Genomic DNA, 17,899 nt, shown 5'->3' with positions numbered 1-17,899 from the left:
GTCAACTCGTGTAACCCCGGCGCAACCGCGTGCCGCCGCCGTCCGTCACGACCGGCTCCTACCTTCCTCGTCCGTACCCGCGAAACCGGTCGGACGACAGGAATCCTCATGACGGACACGGTCACCACCCCCGCCCCGGAGCCGGGTGGGAGTACCTCCCAGGCCCTCGACGAGCCGAGGGAGGCCGCGCCGCCACCCGGCGGCCCCCGCCGCAGCTACGCCAAGCTGGCCGCCGACGAGAGCCGCGAGGACTACTCGCTGCGCTACGCCCCGCACTCGTTCCGGCGCTGGTCGCCCGGGACCGTCGCCGGCACCGCCCTCGGGGGCATCGCCTATCTCGCCGACTTCGCGATCGGCGCCTCGATCGTCTTCACCTACGGCTTCGGCAGCGGGCTCGCCTCGATCCTCACCGCCGCCACGCTGATCTTCCTCACCGGCATCCCCATCGCCCGGGCCTGCGCCGCGTACGGCCTGGACATGGACCTCATCACCCGCGGCGCCGGCTTCGGCTACTTCGGCTCGACGCTCACCTCGCTCATCTACGCCTCCTTCACCTTCATCTTCTTCGCCCTCGAAGGCTCGATCATGGCCCAGGCCATGCATCAGGCCGTCGGCCTGCCGGTCGAGATCGGCTACCTGATCACCACCCTCATCGTCATCCCGATCGTCTTCCGCGGCATGGGCGCCCTGGCCAAGGTGCAGGCCTGGACCCAGCCGGTCTGGATCATCGGCATGGTGCTGCCCTTCGTCGTCCTGGCCTTCGAAGCCCCCGACGCCTGGGGCGCCTTCACCTCCTTCGGCGGTACGGAGGGAGCCGGCGCCGGCTTCTCGTGGATCGGCTTCGGACTGGGCACGGGCGTCGCGCTCTCCCTGATCGCCCAGATCGGCGAACAGGCCGACTACCTGCGCTTCATGCCGGCCAGGACGGAGGCCACCAAGCGCCGCTGGAACCTCGCCGTGCTCGCCGCCGGTCCCGGCTGGGTCGTCATCGGCGCGGCCAAGCAGCTCGGCGGCGCCTTCCTCGCATTCGTCGCCCTGGAGGCCGTCGGCAAGACCCACGCCCTGGAGCCGATCGCCCCTCAGATCGAGGCGCTCAAGCCCTGGCTCGGGGCGTTCGCCCTGCCCGCCGCCGCCCTCTTCGTGATCGTCTCCCAGGTCAAGATCAACGTCACCAACGCCTACAGCGGCTCGCTGTCCTGGTCGAACTTCTTCTCCCGCGTCACCCACCGGCACCCGGGCCGCGTCTGGTACATCTTCCTCAACCTCGCCATCGCGCTGACGCTGATGGAGATGAACATGTTCGCGGCCCTGAACAAGCTGCTCGGGTTCTACTCCAACGTCGGCATCGCCTGGATCACGGCCGTCGCCGCCGACCTCGTCATCAACAAGCGGGCCGGCTGGAGCCCCCCGTACATCGAGTTCAAGCGCGCCTATCTGTATGCCGTGAACCCGGCCGGCTTCGGCGCCATGGTCATCGCCTCCACCGTCTCGATCCTCGCCTTCTTCGGTGCCTTCGGTACCTATGCCCAGGCCTTCTCCACCTTCATCGCGGCCGGTCTCGCGCTCGTCCTCTGCCCGCTGATCGCCTGGGCCACCAAGGGCCGCTACTACCTGGCCCGCCCCAACACGGTCAACGGCCCGGCCGCCGGTGCCGTCGACGAGCGGGCGACCCACACCTGCGCCGAGTGCGAGACCGCCTACGAACTCCCCGACATCGCCGACTGCCCGGTGCGGTCCGGCCCGGTCTGCTCCCTCTGCTGCTCGCTCGACGCCACGTGCGGCGACGCCTGCCGCAAGAACCCCGAGGGCGCCGGCGGCCCCGTCCTGATGCCCGTGCCGACCGTGCCCGGGGCGGCCCCCGGGGCGTGACTTCGGCCTCCCTCCGTCGGTTCCCGGCCGATCCGTATCTCTTTGTGCAATTCCGTATCCGCTGTGTGAAGGTCAGGCGTAAGCTCCGGCATATGCGGATTGCGGTTTCCCGGAGATCCTCAACGGCGCCCGGACCGGCGGAGGGAGAAGCCTGATGACCGAGAGCGGCCCTGTCCTCGCCTGGCTCGTCATTCGACAGGACGACAACGGCAACCGCTACCGGGTGGGGCGGTACGCGACCGAGGACGAAGCGCAGAAGATCGCGGACAGCCTCGACGACCGCGGCCACAAGCAGCTCTACTGGGTCGAGCGCATCGGCACCCCCGCGCTCTGAGCCCGACCGGCAGCGGCCGGGCCGGACTACGCTCGCGCCCATGACCGAACGCACCACCGACCCCGCCGCGCCCCACGAACCCGTCGTGGTCGTCGTCGCGGGCGCCCTGTACGACCGGGGGCGACTGCTCGCCGCACGCCGCAGCGCCCCCGTCGAGCTGGCCGGCCGCTGGGAACTCCCCGGCGGCAAGCTCGAACCGGGCGAGAGCCCCGAAGAGGCCCTCGTCCGTGAACTGCGCGAAGAGCTCGGCGTCGAGGTCGAGCCGGGCGAGCGCATCCCCGGCGAGTGGCCGCTGAAGCCCGGATACGTCCTCCGGGTCTGGACCGCCCGGCTGCTCTCGGGCGAACCGCGCCCGCTGGAGGACCACGACGCCCTGCGCTGGCTCACCCGGTCCGAGCTCGACTCGGTCGACTGGCTCGACCAGGACCGCCCCGCCGTCGCCGAGGCCGCCCGAAGACTCCCGGAGGCGCCCGGAACCGGAGCGCACGGCTGACTTTCTACGCCGTTCGTGCCACCGTGCGCCCGCTGCTGCGCCCAGCGCGATATCCCGCCCCATATTCCGGGTATGTCCTGATTGACCCGTTGAAAGAGGACGTGGGCCTTCCTGCTGACGCACGGCTGGGGAAGTGATCGGGTGTGATCGACACCGACGGCGACCGCGCCGAGTGGAACTTCCCGGCGGAGGCGAACGCCGTGCGCACGGCCCGCCACGCCGTGCGCGAGACGCTGCGTGCCTGGGACCTCGACTCGGCCCTCGGTGATCTGACCGTCCTGCTGGTCAGCGAGCTGGTGACCAACTCCCTGCGCTACGCGTCCGGACCGATCGGGGTCCGGCTCGTCCGCCCCCGACTCGAAGGCGGCGACCCCGCCCACCCGCCCGCGCTGCTCGTGGAGGTTTCCGATCCGCTTCCGGATCCCCCCACCGCGCGTGCCCCCGGACCCGAGGACGAAGGGGGCCGTGGACTCGGTCTCGTGGCCTGTTCCGCCCGCCGCTGGGGCACTCGTAAAGGAAGGACCGGCAAAACCGTATGGTTCGAGCTGGCTCTCCCTGGTGAGTAAACAGGGTGGGACAACGATCACCGGTACTCGGCGCGAAGCGAACGAGACCACCCTGTGATCGTGAACGTCGTGCCGTCGGGGCCTGCCGTATTGAATACTGCGGGCATGGCCGGTCCGGTGCGGTGAGCTGGAGGGGACGGTCGCGTGAGCGAGATACCTGAGAAGGCGAGTGGCGGCGTGGTGTGGCAGAGCAGCCCGCCCGGCTCCATCTATGACTACATCCGGGTGGCGTCCTTCTCCATCGGGCCCGACGGACTCGTCGAGCAGTGGAGCCGACGGGCCGTGGACCTCTTCGGGGTGACCGCGGAGGAGGCCAGGGGCAAGGACCCCGTCGAGGCCTTCATGCCCGCCGACCAGCGCGAGCGCGGTCACCGACGCGTCCGGGAGATCCTCGACGGCAAGGAGTGGACAGGCCTCGTCCCCTTCCGGATCCCCGGCGACGACCGGCCCCACGGCATCGCCGAGATGTACGTCATGCCGAGCGAGACCCAGACCGGGGAGCGGGCCGCGCTCTGCATCGTCGTCGACGTCCGCGCCCTGCGCCGCATCGAGACGGACCTCGCCGCCTCCCAGGCGATATTCGGCCAATCCCCCTTCGGCTTTCTCCTCTTCGGCACCGACCTCACCGTGAAACGGGCCAACCGGCGCTTCGCCACCGTCTTCGGCGGCTCCGCCGACGACCACCGGGGACGCACCGTCCACGACTACCTCAACCTGCCCGAGGCCGACCGGATGACCGCGGCCCTCCGCAGCGTCCTGGAGACCGGGGAGTCCGTCACCGACTTCGAGATCGTCGGCGCCGCACCCGGCTCCCGGGACCGCCGGCACTGGTCCATCAACCTCTACCGCGTGCACAGCGGATCCGGCCGCCCGATCGGCGTCGCAGGCCTCGGCATCGACGTGACGCGCCGCCACAACGCCGCCAGGGAAGCCGCCAGCGCCCGCCGCAACCTCGCCCTCCTCAACGAGGCGGGCGCCCGCATCGGCAACTCCCTCGACCTGGAGGCCACCGCCCGCGAGCTGCTCGACGTCGCCGTCCCCGGCTTCTGCGACCTCGCCTCCGTCGACCTCTACCAGGGCCTGCTCACCGGCGACGAGGCACCGCCCGGCCGATGGGGCAGCTCCCACGACGTCGGCTACGGGGCCGGCAGCGCCGAACTCCGCAGGGTCGCCTTCGCCAGCGCCGTCTCCGACACCCCCCGGAGAACCGAGGACGGCCACGGAGCGGGCAGCGGCTGTTGCGGACCCGAACCGATCGACGTCGGCGCCGTCCACCGCTACCCCTTCAACTCGCCCTGCGCCGGGGCCCTGCGCACCGGCCGCCTCCACACCGTGCCCGGCGCCGACGGCGAACTCGTCCAGACCACCCTGGTCGTCCCGATGGTCGCCCACGACACCGTCGTCGGACTCGTCCAGTTCTCCCGCACCAAGGGCAGCGAGTCCTTCGGGGAGCGCGACCGCGCCCTCGCCGTCGAACTCGCCGCCCGCGCCGCGGTCTGCATCGACAACGCCCGCCTCTACCGCCGCGAGCACGAGCGGGCCCTGATCCTCCAGCGCAGCCTGCTCCCGCCCGGCGACCCCGAGGCGGCCGGCCTCGACATCGCCTGCCGCTACCTCCCCGGCACCGCCGCCACCGAGGTCGGCGGCGACTGGTTCGACGTCATCGAACTCCCCGGCCACCGCACCGCCCTCGTCATCGGGGACGTCATGGGCCGCGGCCTGCGCGCCGCCGTCGCCATGGGCGAACTGCGCACCGCCGTCCGCACCCTCGCCCAGCTCGACCTGGAACCGGCCGAAGTCCTCTCCCACCTCGACGAGATCGCCCGCGGCCTCGGCGCCCCCATCGGCGCCCAGCAGTCCCGCGGCCACAAGTCCCGCGGCCCCGAACTCTCCGAGGTCTACCTCGCGACCTGCGTCTACGCCGTCTACGACCCGGTCACCCGCCGCTGCACGTTCGCCAACGCCGGACACCTCCCGCCGGTGCTCGTCGAACCCGGCGAAGAGGCCCTGCTGCTCGACGTACCCCCCGGGATGCCGCTCGGGGTCGGCGGCGAACCCTTCGAGGAGGTCGAGGTCGAACTCCCCGAAGGAGCCCTCCTCGCCCTCTACACCGACGGGCTCGTCGAATCCCGCGACCATCCCCTCGACGAGGGCCTGAGCGCCTTCCGACGCGCCCTCACCGACCCCGCCCGCCCCCTGGAGGACGTCTGCGACCGGGTCCTGACCAGCCTGGAGACCGGACACGGCGAGGACGACATCGCCCTCCTCATGGCCAGGATCCAGGGACTGCCCACCGAGGCCGTCGGCGACTGGCGGCTGCCCAGGGAACCCCGCTCGGTCGGCCGGGCCCGTGAACTCGCCCGCACCCAGCTCAAGGCCTGGGACCTCGAACCGCTCGTCGACACCGTCGAACTCCTCGTCAGCGAGCTCGTCACCAACGCGCTGCGCTACGGCGAGGGCGAGATCCGGCTGCGGCTGCTCCGCGACCGCACCCTGGTCTGCGAGGTCTGGGACGCCGGCCTGGTGCAGCCCAGGCGCCGCCGCGCCAAGGACACCGACGAGGGCGGCCGCGGCCTCCAGCTGGTCGGGCTGCTCAGCTCCTCCTGGGGATCGCGCCGCACCCCGCGCGGCAAGACCGTCTGGTTCGAACTGGCCCTGCCGGACGGCGAGGGGGCGGCGGAACCCACGGTGGAACAGCTCCTCAGCATGTTCTGACAGCCGCCGCACCCACCCGACCGCACTGCTGAGCCCACACCCGACCGCACTGCTGAGCCCACACCCGACCGCACTGCTGAGCCGACACCCGACCGCACTGCGGGGCCGACACCCGGCCGCGGCCGCGCCGGCGACCCGGGCCGGCCACCCGGTCAGCCCTTGAGCGCCGCCAGCCGGGCCTCGATCTCGGCGCTGTCGCCCAGCGCGTCCAGCTGCTCGAACTGGGCGTCCAGGGAGGACGCGGCGAGCTCCTGCTTGCCCATCGCCCGCGCCTCCTCCCGGCGCACCTTGTCCTCGAACCGGCTCAGTTCGCTGGTCGGGTCGAGCACGTCGATGCTCTTCACGGCGTCCATCATCGTGTTCTGCGCCTGGGCCGACTTGGCGCGGGCCACCAGCTCGTCGCGCTTCGCCTGCAACTCGCCGAGCTTGCCCTTCATCTGGTCGAGGCCCGTCCTGAGCTTCGACACCACCTCGGTCTGCGCGGCGATCGTCGGCTCCGCCGTCCGCGCCTCCTTTTCCGACTGGAGCTGACGGCCGAGCGCCACCTTCGCCAGATTGTCGAAGCGGTCCGCCTCCGACACCTGCCCGCCGCTGCGCAGCTCGTCGCCCTTCCGGCTGGCGGCCAGTGCCTTGCCGCCCCACTCCTTCGCCGCCTCCACGTCCTCCTGGTGGTCCTGCTCCATCAGCCGGAGGTTGCCGATGGTCGCGGCCACCGCCTCCTCCGCCTCCGCGATGTTGCGTGAGTAGTCGCGGATCAGCTGGTCCAGCATCTTCTGCGGATCCTCCGCCTGGTCCAGCAGTGCGTTGATGTTGGCCTTCGCCAGCTGGGTGACCCGGCCGAGGATGGTCTGCTTGCTCATGGCACTTCTCCTTGAGAGGGACAGAAAGGGGCAGGACGCGCATCGCGCCGCCCTCAGAAACGGCCTCCGCCGCCCAGCCGGCCGCGCGTGCCGCTGCCGCCGAAGCTGCCGGGCCCGCCGCCGAGACCTCCGCCCCCGAACCCCCCGCCCGAACCTCCACCGAACCCCCCATGTCCGCCTCCCCTTCCCCCGCCGAACAGTCCGCCGAGGATGATGCCGCCGAGCACCGCACCGCCGAGCCCGCCGCCGCCCCCTCCTACCCCTGATACACCGCCCATGCCGTTCGGGTTCCCATACCTCCGGACGTCCTGCTCGGCGAGGTCCTGGGCCCGCCGGGCCAGGGCATCCGCCTGCTGCGCCTCCGCGAGGGCGGCCTGCGGGTCGTCGGCCTCGGCGAGCCCCCGCGCCTTCTCCCAGCGCCGCTGGGCCTCGGCAAGGCGCGTACGGGCCTCACTGCCCACGGCGCCCCGGTGGGTGGTCACGTAGTCCGAGGCCGCACCGATCGCCGAGCGGGCCGTCAGCATCGCCTGGTCGAGGAGCGCACGGGCGCGTCGGCTGCCCGACTCGCGCTCCCGCGCGCCCTCAAGCGCCGCGTCGAGCACCGCGTCGGCCTCCTCCACCCGGCGCAGGGAGTCGAGCGGGTCGTACCGTCCGGCGTCCATGACCCGCCGCACCTCGCCGAGCACCGACTCGGCGCGGGCGATCCGGCCCCGGAGGTGGGCCGTCGACCCTTCGGTGCTCCCCTGCAGCAGCCCCCGTGCCTCCGCCAGGTCGGCGTCCGTCTCCGACAGGGCTCCCGGCAGCTTGCCGACCGCCTCGGCCAGTTCCTGCGCCCGCCGGTCCACCGCCTCGACCAGCTGGGCCGCCTGGTCCACGGCACCCTCGGCCGCCCGGATGTGGACGGCGGCCCCGCCGTTGTCACCGTCGTCGATCTGCTCGCGGGCCTGGTCGATGTGGGTCGTCGCGAAGACGAGCCGGTCCTTGGCCTGTTCGACGTCGCCGGCGACGGGAGCGGCGGCCGTCTCGGCGTACCGCTCACGCATCGCGGTCAGGGCCGCCTCGGCCGTGCCCATCCTCCCGGTCTGCTCCCGGAAGGCGGCCTCGACGGTGGCCAGCGCCTCGGGCGCGGTCCGCTCCAGGGCCCGCAGCCGGTCGAAGTCCTCGCTCTCGGCGTCGAGCCGGGCGTCGGCCTCCGCGCAGCGCCGCAGGATCTCCTCCAGCATGGCCCGCCTGGTCGAGTCGTCCTCGGGGAACGCGTCGTCGAGCTTCTGCCGCAGCCGGAAGGAGGCCGTGAGCTGCTCCTTGGCGAAGGCGACCGCCTCGGTGAAGGGGCGGACGGCCTCGTCGCCGAACTGGGCTGTCGCGAAACCGAGTTCCTCCTGGCTGGTGCGGACGGCGTCGTCGGTGGCGACCAGCGTCTGCCGAGCCTGACCGTCGAGCTCGTCGAGGGACGGCGGCGCGGGTGCCTTCGGTGGGCCCCAGCCCTGGCCGCCCTGGGGCGTGGTGCGGGTCTCGGTCCGCCGGCGCCGCTTCGTGAACGCGTAGGCCGCCACGGCGCCGGCGCCGCCGACCAGGACCACCGGCAGGACCAGATCGGTCGCCGAGGTGCCGTCGTCGACCGCGCCGCCCGGGTCGGCGGGGCCGGGGGTGATGGCCGGGGTGGGGACCGGCTGCCCGGCGAGGACGGCGGAGTAGCCGTCGGCCGCTCCGATCGCGGCGCCCGCCCAGTCGTTCTGCCGCAGCGCCGGTTCGATGGCGGTCCTGGCCACGGTGTCGAGCCGGTCCTGGGTGAGGCGGGCGTCCGGGTCGGCGGAGTAGCCGTACAGGCGGTCGTGGGTGGCGACGGCGAGCAGGACGTCGTCGACCCCGAGCCCGTTGCGTTCGGCGGTGGCGTCGGCCCAGGCCTGGCCCGTGCGGCCGGAGAAGTCCCGTACGTAGACGACGAACAGCTGGATCCGCCGGTCGTCGTAGAGCCGGTCGAGGGCCTGGACCACGGAGGCGCGGCGGTCGCCCAGCGCGTCCACCCGGTCGGTGATCTGCCCGTCCCGGGACAGGGCGACGGGGTCGTCGGCACGGGCACCGTGAACGGCGGGCACGAGGAGCCACCACGCCGCCACCAGTACCGCGAGAAGGGTTCGGGTGGCTGTTCGCGTCACAAGGGGGAGGTTATGTCCGCCTATGTCAGCCCGCGACCGGACGACCCCGCGGTGGGACTGCCACCGCAGCCCCACGGAAACCGTTCTCCACAGCCCTGCGTCACTGTCAGTAGCCGACGCTACGGTGAGAAGCGGTGGGACACGTGACGCGACGGACGAGGGGGGCTCGGGTGAGCGGACGACTGAGGAGAACGTGGCGACGGGGGCGCTGGTTCGCGCTCGGCCTCGTCCTCGTCCTCGTGGTGCCTCCGCTGTTCGGGGCGCTCGCCCTGCGCGTCAGCTACGCGGGCGACCTCAGGGACGACGCGAAGACCCGGGACAAGGACGCCGTCTGGCTCGGCCACGCCTGGGTCGACGGGCGGAAGAGGGACGCCGACCTCGCCGCGTTCGCCACCCGGATCAAGGACACGGGCATACGCGACCTGTACGTCCACGCCGGGCCGCTGGAGCACGACGGCACCCTGCCCGCCGCCAGGTACCCGCGCGCGAAGTGGTTCATCGACGCCGTGCACCGCACGATGCCCGGGATACGGGTGCAGGCCTGGCTCGGTGACGTCCTGGCCAACGACGGACCCGACGGACTGCACCTCGACAGGGCCGGGACCCGGGCGGCCGTGGTGACCTCGGCCCGGCAGGTCCTGGACGTCGGCTTCGACGGCGTCCACTTCGACCTGGAGCCGCTGCTCTCCGACGACGCCGACTACCTCTCCCTCCTCGACGACCTCGCAGAGGTCACCCGGCCGCGGAAGGCGCGGCTCTCCATCGCCGCCCACCAGATCGACCCCCTGCCCGGCCTGCACTCGGCCAACAGCCTGCTCACGGGCAAGGAGAAGTGGTGGTCGCAGGAGTTCTTCGGCCAGGTCGCCCGGCGCGTGGACCAGATCGCCGTCATGTCGTACGACACGTGGATGCCGCTGGAGAGCCTGTACGGCGGGTACGTCGCCCAGCAGACCAGTCTCGCCCTCGAAGTGACCCCCGAGTCGACCGACCTTCTGATGGGGCTCCCCTTCTTCCACGAGGACGACCTCGGCCACCACGAGAACGCGGAGACCGTCGAGGCCGCCGTCCGGGGCGTCAGACTCGGCCTCGGGCGCACCGACCCCGACCGCGCACGGTTCGGCGTCGCGCTGTACGTCGACTTCGCCGCGGAGGAGGGCGACTGGGCGGCCTACCGCGCCGACTGGCACTGACCCCCGCGGGCCCGGCGCCGCGCGCCCGGCCGCCACGGCGCGGCACTCGGCCACGATGCCCCGGCGCCCTGGAGCGACCCCGCGTGCCGGCGCGCGACGGGCCGGAGGAGGATGGGGCCATCGGCGCGAACCGGCGCCGCGCACAGGGGGAGTCCGCCATGACGAGCCGTCTCTTGATGCCCTTCCGGACCGCCGGCGCGGCTCCCGCACCCGACGCGGAGACCGCCGGGTCGACCCGGCCCACGTCGATCCTGGATCTGGCGCACCCGCGGGTCGCCGCCCTCGTGACCCGGGTGCGCCGCGAGGCGGACGAGCGGGGCGCGACGACCGACCGCGACCTGCTCAGGACCGCCCACGGCATCATCGCCGCCACCGTGCGGCCGGTGTACTCCGTGGAGGACCTGCGGCGCGTGTCGCGGACGCTGCGGCTCGGCCGTGGCTCGTGCAGTCAGCGCATGGCGGTCCTCGAGGCGGTGGCCCGGTCCCTCGGCGTGCCCACGCGGGTCCGGGGCCTGCTCGTCGACGGCGCCTTCTGGTACCCGCGCTTCCCGAAGCTGCGCCCGTTCGTGCCCGAGGAGGTGCTGCTCGCCTGGCCCGAGTTCCTGCTCGACGACACCTGGGTGCCGGTCGCGGAGCTCTTCGCGCGCGGGGAGGAGGCCGGACCCGCCCCCGCGGGCGCCTTCACCAACGCCGGCGCGGAGGCCGGACCCGCCCCCGCGGGCGCCTTCACCAACGCCGGCGCGGAGGCCGGACCCGCCCCCGCGGGCGCCTTCACCAACGCCGGCGCGGAGACCCTCTTCGAGGCCGTGGCGCGGACCACCGTCGACTGGGACGCCCCGGCCGCCTGCGCCGGATCGGCCCCCTGTGACCTCTCCGCCCACCTGCGGACCGACCTGGGCCGCTTCACCTCCCGCGACGAGCTGTTCGCCCGGCACGGTCAGACCCTCTGCCGCCCCGCCCGCACCCTCGCCGAGCCGCTGCTCGGCCGCTGGAGCACGGGCGCGGACACGAGCACTACGTCGTCTTCCGCCGCCTGATCGTGTTGCCCAGCCACACCAGCGGGTCGTACTTCCGGTCCACGACCCGCTCCTTCATCGGGATCAGGGCGTTGTCGGTGATGTGGATGGACTCCGGGCACACCTCCGTACAGCACTTGGTGATGTTGCAGTAGCCGAGCCCGTGCTCCTCCTGTGCCGTGCGCCGCCGGTCCAGCCCGGCCTCCTCGGCGGCGTCCAGCGGGTGCATGTCGAGCTCCGCGACCCGCATGAGGAACCGGGGCCCGGCGAAGGCCTCCTTGTTCTCCTCGTGGTCGCGCACCACGTGGCAGGTGTCCTGGCACAGGAAGCACTCGATGCACTTCCTGAACTCCTGCGAGCGCTCCACGTCCTCCTGTCGCATCCGGTAGTCGCCGGGACCCACCCCGGCCGGCGGCACGAAGGCCGGGATCTCCCGGGCCTTCGCGTAGTTGAAGGACACGTCCGTGACCAGGTCGCGTACGACCGGGAAGGCGCGCATCGGGGTCACGGTGATCACCTCGTCCCGGGCGAACACCGACATCCGGGTCATGCAGAGCAGTCGCGGTCTGCCGTTGATCTCGGCCGAGCACGACCCGCACTTGCCCGCCTTGCAGTTCCACCGCACCGCGAGATCCGGCGTCTGGGTGGCCTGCAGACGGTGCACCACGTCGAGGACGACCTCGCCGTCGTGGACCTCCACCGTGTAGTCGGTCAGTTCGCCGCCCTCGGCGTCTCCCCGCCACACCCGGAACCGTGCGTCGTACGTGCTCATGCGCCGTGCCCCCCTTCCGGGTCCGCCGAGCCGTCCGGACCTCCCGGGGCCCGCCCACCTTCCAGCTCGTCCTCGGCGAGGTACTTCGCCAGCTCCTCCTGCTCGAACAGCGCGAGCAGATCGGCCCGTACGGGCTCCGTGCGGGTCCGTTCGAGGGCGATCCCGTCGCCGTCCAGACGGCACAGCAGGTTCACCGGGCGCCAGGCGCGGTCCATCGCCGGATAGTCCTCGCGGGTGTGCCCGCCCCGGGACTCGGTGCGCTCCAGGGCGGCGCGGGCCACGCACTCGCCGACGAGCAGCATGTTCCGCAGGTCGAGGGCGAGGTGCCAGCCGGGGTTGAACTGCCGGTGGCCCTCCACGGAGACCTGCCGGGCCCGTGCCCGCAGGGCGGCGATGCGTTCCAGGGCCTCGGCCATCTCGCTCTCCCGCCTGATGATCCCGACGAGGTCGTTCATGGTCTGCTGGAGTTCCTGGTGGAGGGTGTACGGGTTCTCCGGGGCGTGCCCGTCGGGAGGACCGAACGGAGCCAGCGCCTCCGCCGCCGCGGCCTCGACGTCCGCCGCCACGACCCCGCCGCCGACCCCCGACAGCGCGTACTGCGCCGCGTACAGACCGGCCCGCCGGCCGAAGACCAGCAGGTCGGAGAGGGAGTTCCCGCCGAGCCGGTTGGAGCCGTGCATGCCGCCGGCCACCTCACCGGCCGCGAACAGCCCGGGTGCCCCCACCGTCGCCGCCGTCTCGGAGTCGACGTTGACCCCGCCCATCACGTAGTGGCAGGTGGGGCCCACCTCCATGGCCCCCGCCGTGATGTCGACGTCGGCCAGCTCCTTGAACTGGTGGTACATCGAGGGCAGCCGCCGCTTGATCGTCTCGGCCGGCATCCGGGTCGACACGTCGAGGAAGACCCCGCCGTGCGGGGACCCGCGGCCCGCCTTCACCTCGGAGTTGATGGCCCGTGCCACCTCGTCGCGCGGCAGCAGCTCGGGCGGGCGGCGGTTGTGGTCGGGGTCCTCGTACCAGCGGTCGCCCTCCTCCTCCGTCTCCGCGTACTTCTCCTTGAACACGTCGGGGACGTAGTCGAACATGAAGCGCCGGCCCTCGGAGTTCCGCAGGACGCCGCCGTCCCCGCGGACGGACTCGGTGACGAGGATGCCCTTCACCGACGGCGGCCAGACCATGCCGGTCGGGTGGAACTGCACGAACTCCATGTTCACCAGGGGTGCGCCCGCGAGCAGGGCGAGCGCGTGCCCGTCTCCGGTGTACTCCCAGGAGTTCGAGGTCACCTTGAAGGACTTGCCGATGCCGCCGGTCGCGAGGACGACCGCGGGTGCCTCGAGGACGTGGAAGCGACCGCTCTCCCGTTCGTAGCAGAAGACCCCGGAGACCCGCCCGTCGCCGTCCTTGAGGATCCGGGTGACGGTGAACTCCTGGAAGACCTTCAGCCGGCCCTCGTGGTCACCGGTCTCGCGGTGGTCCTCCTGCTGGAGCCCGACGGACCTCTGCTGGAGGGTGCGGAGCAGTTCGAGGCCGGTGCGGTCGCCGACGTGCGCGAGCCGCGGGTACTCGTGGCCCCCGAAGTTGCGCTGCGAGATCCGGCCGTCGGGGGTGCGGTCGAAGAGTGCGCCCCAGGTCTCCAGTTCCCAGACCCGCTCGGGGGCCTCCTGTGCGTGCAGTTCGGCCATCCGCCACTGGTTGAGGAACTTCCCGCCGCGCATGGTGTCGCGGAAGTGGGTCTTCCAGTCGTCCTGCGGGTGCACGTTGGCCATGGAGGCGGCGATCCCGCCCTCGGCCATCACGGTGTGGGCCTTGCCGAAGAGGGATTTGCAGATGACCGCCGTACGGGCGCCCGCACGGCGTGCCTCGATCGCGGCCCGCAGTCCGGCGCCGCCCGCGCCGACCACGACCACGTCCCACTGCTCTCGCTCGACGTGCGTCATCTCAGAAGAACCTCGGGTCGTCGAAGGTGCCGGTGGCGAGCAGGTACACGTACAGGTCGCAGAGGGCGACGCTGATCAGGGAGGACCAGGCGAGCAGCATGTGACGGGTGTTCAGCCGGCCGACCCAGGTCCACAGCCGGTAGCGGACCGGATGCTTCGAGAAGTGCTTGAGCCGTCCGCCGACGATGTGGCGGCAGGAGTGGCAGGAGAGGGTGTACGCCCAGATGAGGGTGATGTTGACGAGGAAGAGGAGCGTTCCGAGCCCCGCGTGGCCCCAGGCGTAGTCGGCGTCGCGGAAGGTGAGCACCGTGTCGTAGGTGAGGATTCCGGCCACCGGCAGCGCCGCGTAGAAGAAGTACCGGTGGAGGTTCTGGAGGAGCAGCGGGAAGCGGGTCTCGCCGGTGTACGAGGCGTGGGGCTCGGCGACCGCGCAGGCCGGGGGAGAGGCCCAGAAGCCCCGGTAGTACGCCTTCCGGTAGTAGTAGCAGGTCAGCCGGAAGCCCAGTGGGAAGACCAGGATCAGCAGGGCGGGCGAGAGCCCCCACCAGCTGCCGAAGATCTCCCAGTTCGGTCCGCCCTTCATGGGGACGCAGTTCTCCGCCAGGCAGGGCGAGTAGAACGGCGAGACGTAGGGGGCGGCGTAGTAGTCGGCGTTGGCGAAGGCCCGCCAGGTCGAGTACGCGACGAAGGCGAGCAGTCCGGCGGCCGTCGCCGCGGGGGAGAGCCACCAGCGGTCGGTGCGCAGATGTCGGGCGGTGATGGCGGCGCGCCCCGGGGAGCGCACCCCCGTGGCGGATCCGGGCGGTTCCGTACCTGTGGCCAACAGGCCCTCCTACGGTCGGTTGCCGGTACGTCCTGCGGCGCGTGGCGTCTTACGGCGCGTGGCGGTCGCGTGCTCCGAGGCCCTCGTCGTCCGTGTCCGTCCACAGCCCGCTGTCGTACGGGGCGTCGGGGATGGTGACGAGGCTTTCGGCGCGTCCGGGGGCCGGCGCGGCGGGTGCGCCCCGCTCGGCCGTGACGGACCGTTCGAGCTGTCCGACGGTGCGGACCAGGTCTTCGAGGCAGCGCTTGACGGCTGCCAGATCGTCCTGAACGGACATGGTTGCCCTCACTTCCGCGAGCGGCTTCGGCAGGAGTGTCGCGCGTCACATTCCCGCTTGGGAAGCCATGTGCACGGGATTCCACTCGTCCGGAGCGCTCCTTCTCCGGCGGTTGGGCCGCACGAGTGGGGTTTTCCGGACGTGCCGCCGTGTCGCCGTGGCCGGATCCGTTCCGTCCTTTTCAGTGTATGAGCAATAGGTGTGATCATCTCCAAATGGAATGAATCTGGACGAAGGGGTACAAGTCATGTCCCAGATCGGCGCCCCTCGCGGGAGGACATGCTCCAGGAGCCCCCGCTCCCGCACGCTCCGCTCCGTCGCCACCCTGACCAGTGCCGTCCTCGCCGTCACCGTCCTCGCCGGATGCAGCTCCGACGAGGCGGACGAGGCCCGGGCCGCGGCCCAGGACAACGCGCCCGCCGCCCGCGACAAGGTCGCCGACGGCGGCACCCTGCGCTGGGCCGTCGACGCGCTCCCCACCACCCTCAACACCTTCCAGGCCGACGCCGACGGCACCACCTCCCGGATCGCCGGGGCCGTGCTCCCCTCCCTCTACACGATCGACGAGCGGGGCCGGCCGCGGCTCAACCCCGACTACCTGGAGACCGCGCAGGTCGTCGAGACGGAGCCCAAGCAGGTCGTCCTCTACAAGCTCAACCAGCAGGCGGTGTGGAGCGACGGACGCGAGATCGGGGCGGCCGACTTCGTGGCCCAGTGGCGCGCGCTGAGCGGCCGCGACACCGCGTACTGGACCGCACGGAACTCCGGCTACGAGCGGATCGAGAAGATCGAGCGGGGCAAGAACGACCTGGAGGTACGGGTCACCTTCTCCAAGCCCTACGCCGACTGGCAGTCCCTCTTCACCCCGCTCTACCCGAAGCAGGTGATGGGCTCCCCGAACTCCTTCAACGACGGGGCCCGCACCACCCTCAAGGCCACCGCAGGACCGTTCCTGCTGAAGGCGATCGACCGCAAGAACGGCGATGTCACCCTCGCCCGCAACCCCCGCTGGTGGGGACAGCCCGCCAAGCTCGACAGCATGGTCCTCAAGGCCGTCGCCCGCCCCGACCGGGCGGACGCCCTCGCCGCGGGCACCGTCGACCTGGCCGAGATCGACCGGTCCACCGCCGAACGCATCTCGCTCGCCCTCCGCGACGCCCGCGCCGGACGCAACGGCGCCCAGGCCGCCCTCGCCCACGGCCCCGGCTCCTCGATCACCCCGTCCAAGGCCCTGAAGTCCTGGGCGCTGGCCCACGGCTCCGACGACGACAAGGCCGAGGAGGTCCAGGCCGCCCGCGAGAAGAACCAGCAGGCCATCGCCGCGTACGCGACCGCCCAGGACACCCTGGCGAAGTACGTCGTCCGCAAGTCCCTGGAGCCCGCCTACACCCAGCTCTCGCTGAACGGCGAGTCCGGGCCGCTCGCCGACGAGCGGGTACGGCGCGCGGTGGCCCGCGCGATCAACCGCCGGGAACTGGCCGAATCCGTACTCAAGCCCCTCGGCCTCCCGGCGGACCCTCCCGGCAGCCACCTGGCCCTCGCCGGCCAGGCCGCGTACGCGGACAGCAGCGACGCCCTCGGCAGCCAGGACACCGCGGAGGCGCGGGCCCTCCTCGCCGACGCGGGCTGGGTCCCCGGCGGCGCGGCCAGGAAGCCCGGGGAGGCGGGCACCAAGGCGGGCAGCGAGGCCGAGAAGAAGGCCGCGGAGCAGAAGGCCGGCGAAAAGGGGAAGGCGGACGGGGACGGCGCGAAGACGGAAGGCGCCGAGAAGGAAGGGGCGAAGAAGGACGCCGCCAAGGACACCGCCGCCTCCACCGACGCCAAGAAGCAGGCCGCCGACACCGCGTCCGACGAGGGCCTCTACATCGTCGGCGACGACAAGCCGGGCGAGCAGCCGGCCGCCCCCGCCCCCGTCATCGGCGCCGGCGGCCCCGAGAACGGCACCGACATCCTCGCCCCGGCCCCCGCGGCCGCACGCCAGAGCGCCGCGCTCCTCGCCCGCGCCGAGGCACTCGACACCGGAACGGGCGCCCACGCCGCCCAGACGATCGCGCGCACGGACAAGGGCGTCGCCGGGGCCTACGCCCCGCGCGGCACCGCCGCCCCCGTGACGGCGCCCGAGGCGAGCAAGGCCCTCGGCAAGGACGGCAAGGCGCTCAGCCTCCGCTTCGTCCTGCCGTCCGGCCCCGGCTCCGAGGCGCTGCGGGCGGTCGGCGACCGCATCGTCCGGATGCTCGACGCGGTCGGCATCCGCACCGAGGTCACCAAGGTCTCCGACGACAGCTTCTTCAAGGACCACGTGGCCTCGGGCGACTACGACCTGGCCCTCTACTCCTGGCCCGCCTCCGCCTTCCCGGCGACCGACGCCCGGCCGATCTTCGCCAAGCCCGAGCCCGCCTCCGACGGCTCCCTCCTGGTCGAGCAGAACTACTCGCGGGTCGGCACCGACCGCATCGACCAGCTCTTCGACCAGGCGGCGGGGACCCTCGACGAGGAGGAGGCCCGCGAGCTGGTGCGCCAGGCCGACGCCCGGATCTGGGCGGCCGCCGGCTCCATTCCCCTCTATCAGCGCCCGCAGCTCGTCGCCGCCAAGGCTGATCTGGTGAACGCCGGCGCCTGGGGCCTGGCCGGTCCGCGCTACCAGGACATCGGCTTCAAGAAGCGGGAGACTTCCAAGGGCGCCGAGCGCACCCCCTGAGGCGACCGGGCCGTCCCTCTGGGGCACACCGAACGCGCGGAAAGCCCCTGAAAGCTCTGAAACCGCAGGTCACAACCTCAGAACCAGCTCAATTTCCTTGCCCGCCGGTGATCCCGGCGGGCAGGATCGCGTCGGCCCTTTGACCCGGTCGCACGACCTCAGCACGACCTCCCCCACACCCTTGCCCCCTCGC

General features: G+C 72.3%; 14 protein-coding genes. 8 read left to right on the top strand and 6 right to left on the bottom strand.

The features are described from left to right. Positions 1-108: 108 nt before the first annotated feature. From ACIP84_RS25625 to ACIP84_RS25605, 5 genes are all read left to right on the top strand, one after another. Positions 109-1,869 carry a purine-cytosine permease family protein gene (locus tag ACIP84_RS25625; RefSeq protein ID WP_401800606.1) on the top strand — a complete coding sequence of 587 codons (1,761 nt, stop codon included), beginning with the start codon at positions 109-111 and terminating at the stop codon, positions 1,867-1,869. 154 nt (positions 1,870-2,023) lie between these two features. Further along, positions 2,024-2,203 (top strand): SPOR domain-containing protein, encoded by a 180-nt coding sequence (locus ACIP84_RS25620; protein ID WP_030320624.1) that lies wholly within the window; start codon positions 2,024-2,026, stop codon positions 2,201-2,203. 40 nt (positions 2,204-2,243) lie between these two features. Then, a complete protein-coding gene (locus tag ACIP84_RS25615) occupies positions 2,244-2,696 on the top strand; it encodes a (deoxy)nucleoside triphosphate pyrophosphohydrolase (protein ID WP_401800603.1) in 453 nt (150 codons plus the stop codon). A 143-nt stretch (positions 2,697-2,839) separates the two neighbouring features. Continuing rightward, positions 2,840-3,262 carry an ATP-binding protein gene (locus tag ACIP84_RS25610; RefSeq protein ID WP_355967897.1) on the top strand — a complete coding sequence of 141 codons (423 nt, stop codon included), beginning with the start codon at positions 2,840-2,842 and terminating at the stop codon, positions 3,260-3,262. Between the two features lie 144 nt (positions 3,263-3,406). Then, positions 3,407-5,977, top strand: a complete 2,571-nt coding sequence (locus tag ACIP84_RS25605; protein ID WP_401800601.1) for a SpoIIE family protein phosphatase — start codon at positions 3,407-3,409, stop codon at positions 5,975-5,977. 152 nt (positions 5,978-6,129) lie between these two features. Here the strand turns inward: ACIP84_RS25605 and ACIP84_RS25600 are convergent, their stop codons facing one another. Together ACIP84_RS25600 and ACIP84_RS25595 are read right to left on the bottom strand one after the other, a co-directional pair. Next, positions 6,130-6,837 carry a PspA/IM30 family protein gene (locus ACIP84_RS25600; protein WP_401800598.1) on the bottom strand — a complete coding sequence of 236 codons (708 nt, stop codon included), beginning with the start codon at positions 6,835-6,837 and terminating at the stop codon, positions 6,130-6,132. A gap of 53 nt (positions 6,838-6,890) precedes the next feature. Beyond that, on the bottom strand, positions 6,891-8,993 hold the full coding sequence (locus tag ACIP84_RS25595) for a TPM domain-containing protein (RefSeq protein ID WP_401800595.1): 2,103 nt from the start codon (positions 8,991-8,993) through the stop codon (positions 6,891-6,893). A 170-nt stretch (positions 8,994-9,163) separates the two neighbouring features. Here ACIP84_RS25595 and ACIP84_RS25590 point away from each other — a divergent pair, with 170 nt between their 5' ends. Both ACIP84_RS25590 and ACIP84_RS25585 read left to right on the top strand, forming a co-directional pair. After that, positions 9,164-10,183: a hypothetical protein gene (locus ACIP84_RS25590; RefSeq protein WP_401800592.1), complete on the top strand. Its 1,020-nt coding sequence runs from the start codon at positions 9,164-9,166 to the stop codon at positions 10,181-10,183. Between the two features lie 158 nt (positions 10,184-10,341). Then, positions 10,342-11,220 carry a transglutaminase domain-containing protein gene (locus ACIP84_RS25585; protein WP_401800591.1) on the top strand — a complete coding sequence of 293 codons (879 nt, stop codon included), beginning with the start codon at positions 10,342-10,344 and terminating at the stop codon, positions 11,218-11,220. Here ACIP84_RS25585 and ACIP84_RS25580 read toward each other — a convergent pair. From ACIP84_RS25580 to ACIP84_RS25565, 4 genes are read right to left on the bottom strand one after another with little or no spacing between them, the layout of a single operon-like run. Beyond that, positions 11,198-11,971 (bottom strand): succinate dehydrogenase/fumarate reductase iron-sulfur subunit, encoded by a 774-nt coding sequence (locus ACIP84_RS25580; protein ID WP_355967913.1) that lies wholly within the window; start codon positions 11,969-11,971, stop codon positions 11,198-11,200. The genes ACIP84_RS25585 and ACIP84_RS25580 overlap by 23 nt on opposite strands. Continuing rightward, positions 11,968-13,908: a fumarate reductase/succinate dehydrogenase flavoprotein subunit gene (locus tag ACIP84_RS25575; protein ID WP_401800587.1), complete on the bottom strand. Its 1,941-nt coding sequence runs from the start codon at positions 13,906-13,908 to the stop codon at positions 11,968-11,970. The genes ACIP84_RS25580 and ACIP84_RS25575 overlap by 4 nt, the downstream gene beginning before the upstream one ends. Position 13,909: 1 nt before the next feature. Next, positions 13,910-14,731 carry a hypothetical protein gene (locus ACIP84_RS25570; RefSeq protein WP_401800585.1) on the bottom strand — a complete coding sequence of 274 codons (822 nt, stop codon included), beginning with the start codon at positions 14,729-14,731 and terminating at the stop codon, positions 13,910-13,912. 49 nt (positions 14,732-14,780) lie between these two features. Beyond that, positions 14,781-15,008 carry a hypothetical protein gene (locus ACIP84_RS25565; protein WP_355967919.1) on the bottom strand — a complete coding sequence of 76 codons (228 nt, stop codon included), beginning with the start codon at positions 15,006-15,008 and terminating at the stop codon, positions 14,781-14,783. A gap of 247 nt (positions 15,009-15,255) precedes the next feature. Here ACIP84_RS25565 and ACIP84_RS25560 point away from each other — a divergent pair, with 247 nt between their 5' ends. Further along, positions 15,256-17,706 carry an ABC transporter family substrate-binding protein gene (locus tag ACIP84_RS25560; RefSeq protein WP_401800582.1) on the top strand — a complete coding sequence of 817 codons (2,451 nt, stop codon included), beginning with the start codon at positions 15,256-15,258 and terminating at the stop codon, positions 17,704-17,706. The last annotated feature ends 193 nt before the right edge of the window (positions 17,707-17,899 follow it).

The sequence above is a fragment of the Streptomyces sp. NPDC088707 genome (assembly GCF_044752725.1).
Classification (GTDB): Bacteria; Actinomycetota; Actinomycetes; order Streptomycetales; family Streptomycetaceae; genus Streptomyces.
Note: the sequence above shows the minus strand (reverse complement) of the source record. Positions and strands in the feature narration are given on the sequence as shown.

Bases quoted from the DNA above. Each gene is read 5' to 3' on its own strand.
- ACIP84_RS25625 (WP_401800606.1), top strand. From the start codon at position 109: ATGACGGACACGGTCACCACCCCCGCCCCGGAGCCGGGTGGGAGTACC.
- ACIP84_RS25620 (WP_030320624.1), top strand. From the start codon at position 2,024: ATGACCGAGAGCGGCCCTGTCCTCGCCTGGCTCGTCATTCGACAGGAC.
- ACIP84_RS25615 (WP_401800603.1), top strand. From the start codon at position 2,244: ATGACCGAACGCACCACCGACCCCGCCGCGCCCCACGAACCCGTCGTG.
- ACIP84_RS25600 (WP_401800598.1), bottom strand. From the start codon at position 6,837: ATGAGCAAGCAGACCATCCTCGGCCGGGTCACCCAGCTGGCGAAGGCC.
- ACIP84_RS25585 (WP_401800591.1), top strand. From the start codon at position 10,342: ATGACGAGCCGTCTCTTGATGCCCTTCCGGACCGCCGGCGCGGCTCCC.
- ACIP84_RS25580 (WP_355967913.1), bottom strand. From the start codon at position 11,971: ATGAGCACGTACGACGCACGGTTCCGGGTGTGGCGGGGAGACGCCGAG.
- ACIP84_RS25575 (WP_401800587.1), bottom strand. From the start codon at position 13,908: ATGACGCACGTCGAGCGAGAGCAGTGGGACGTGGTCGTGGTCGGCGCG.
- ACIP84_RS25565 (WP_355967919.1), bottom strand. From the start codon at position 15,008: ATGTCCGTTCAGGACGATCTGGCAGCCGTCAAGCGCTGCCTCGAAGAC.
- ACIP84_RS25560 (WP_401800582.1), top strand. From the start codon at position 15,256: ATGTCCCAGATCGGCGCCCCTCGCGGGAGGACATGCTCCAGGAGCCCC.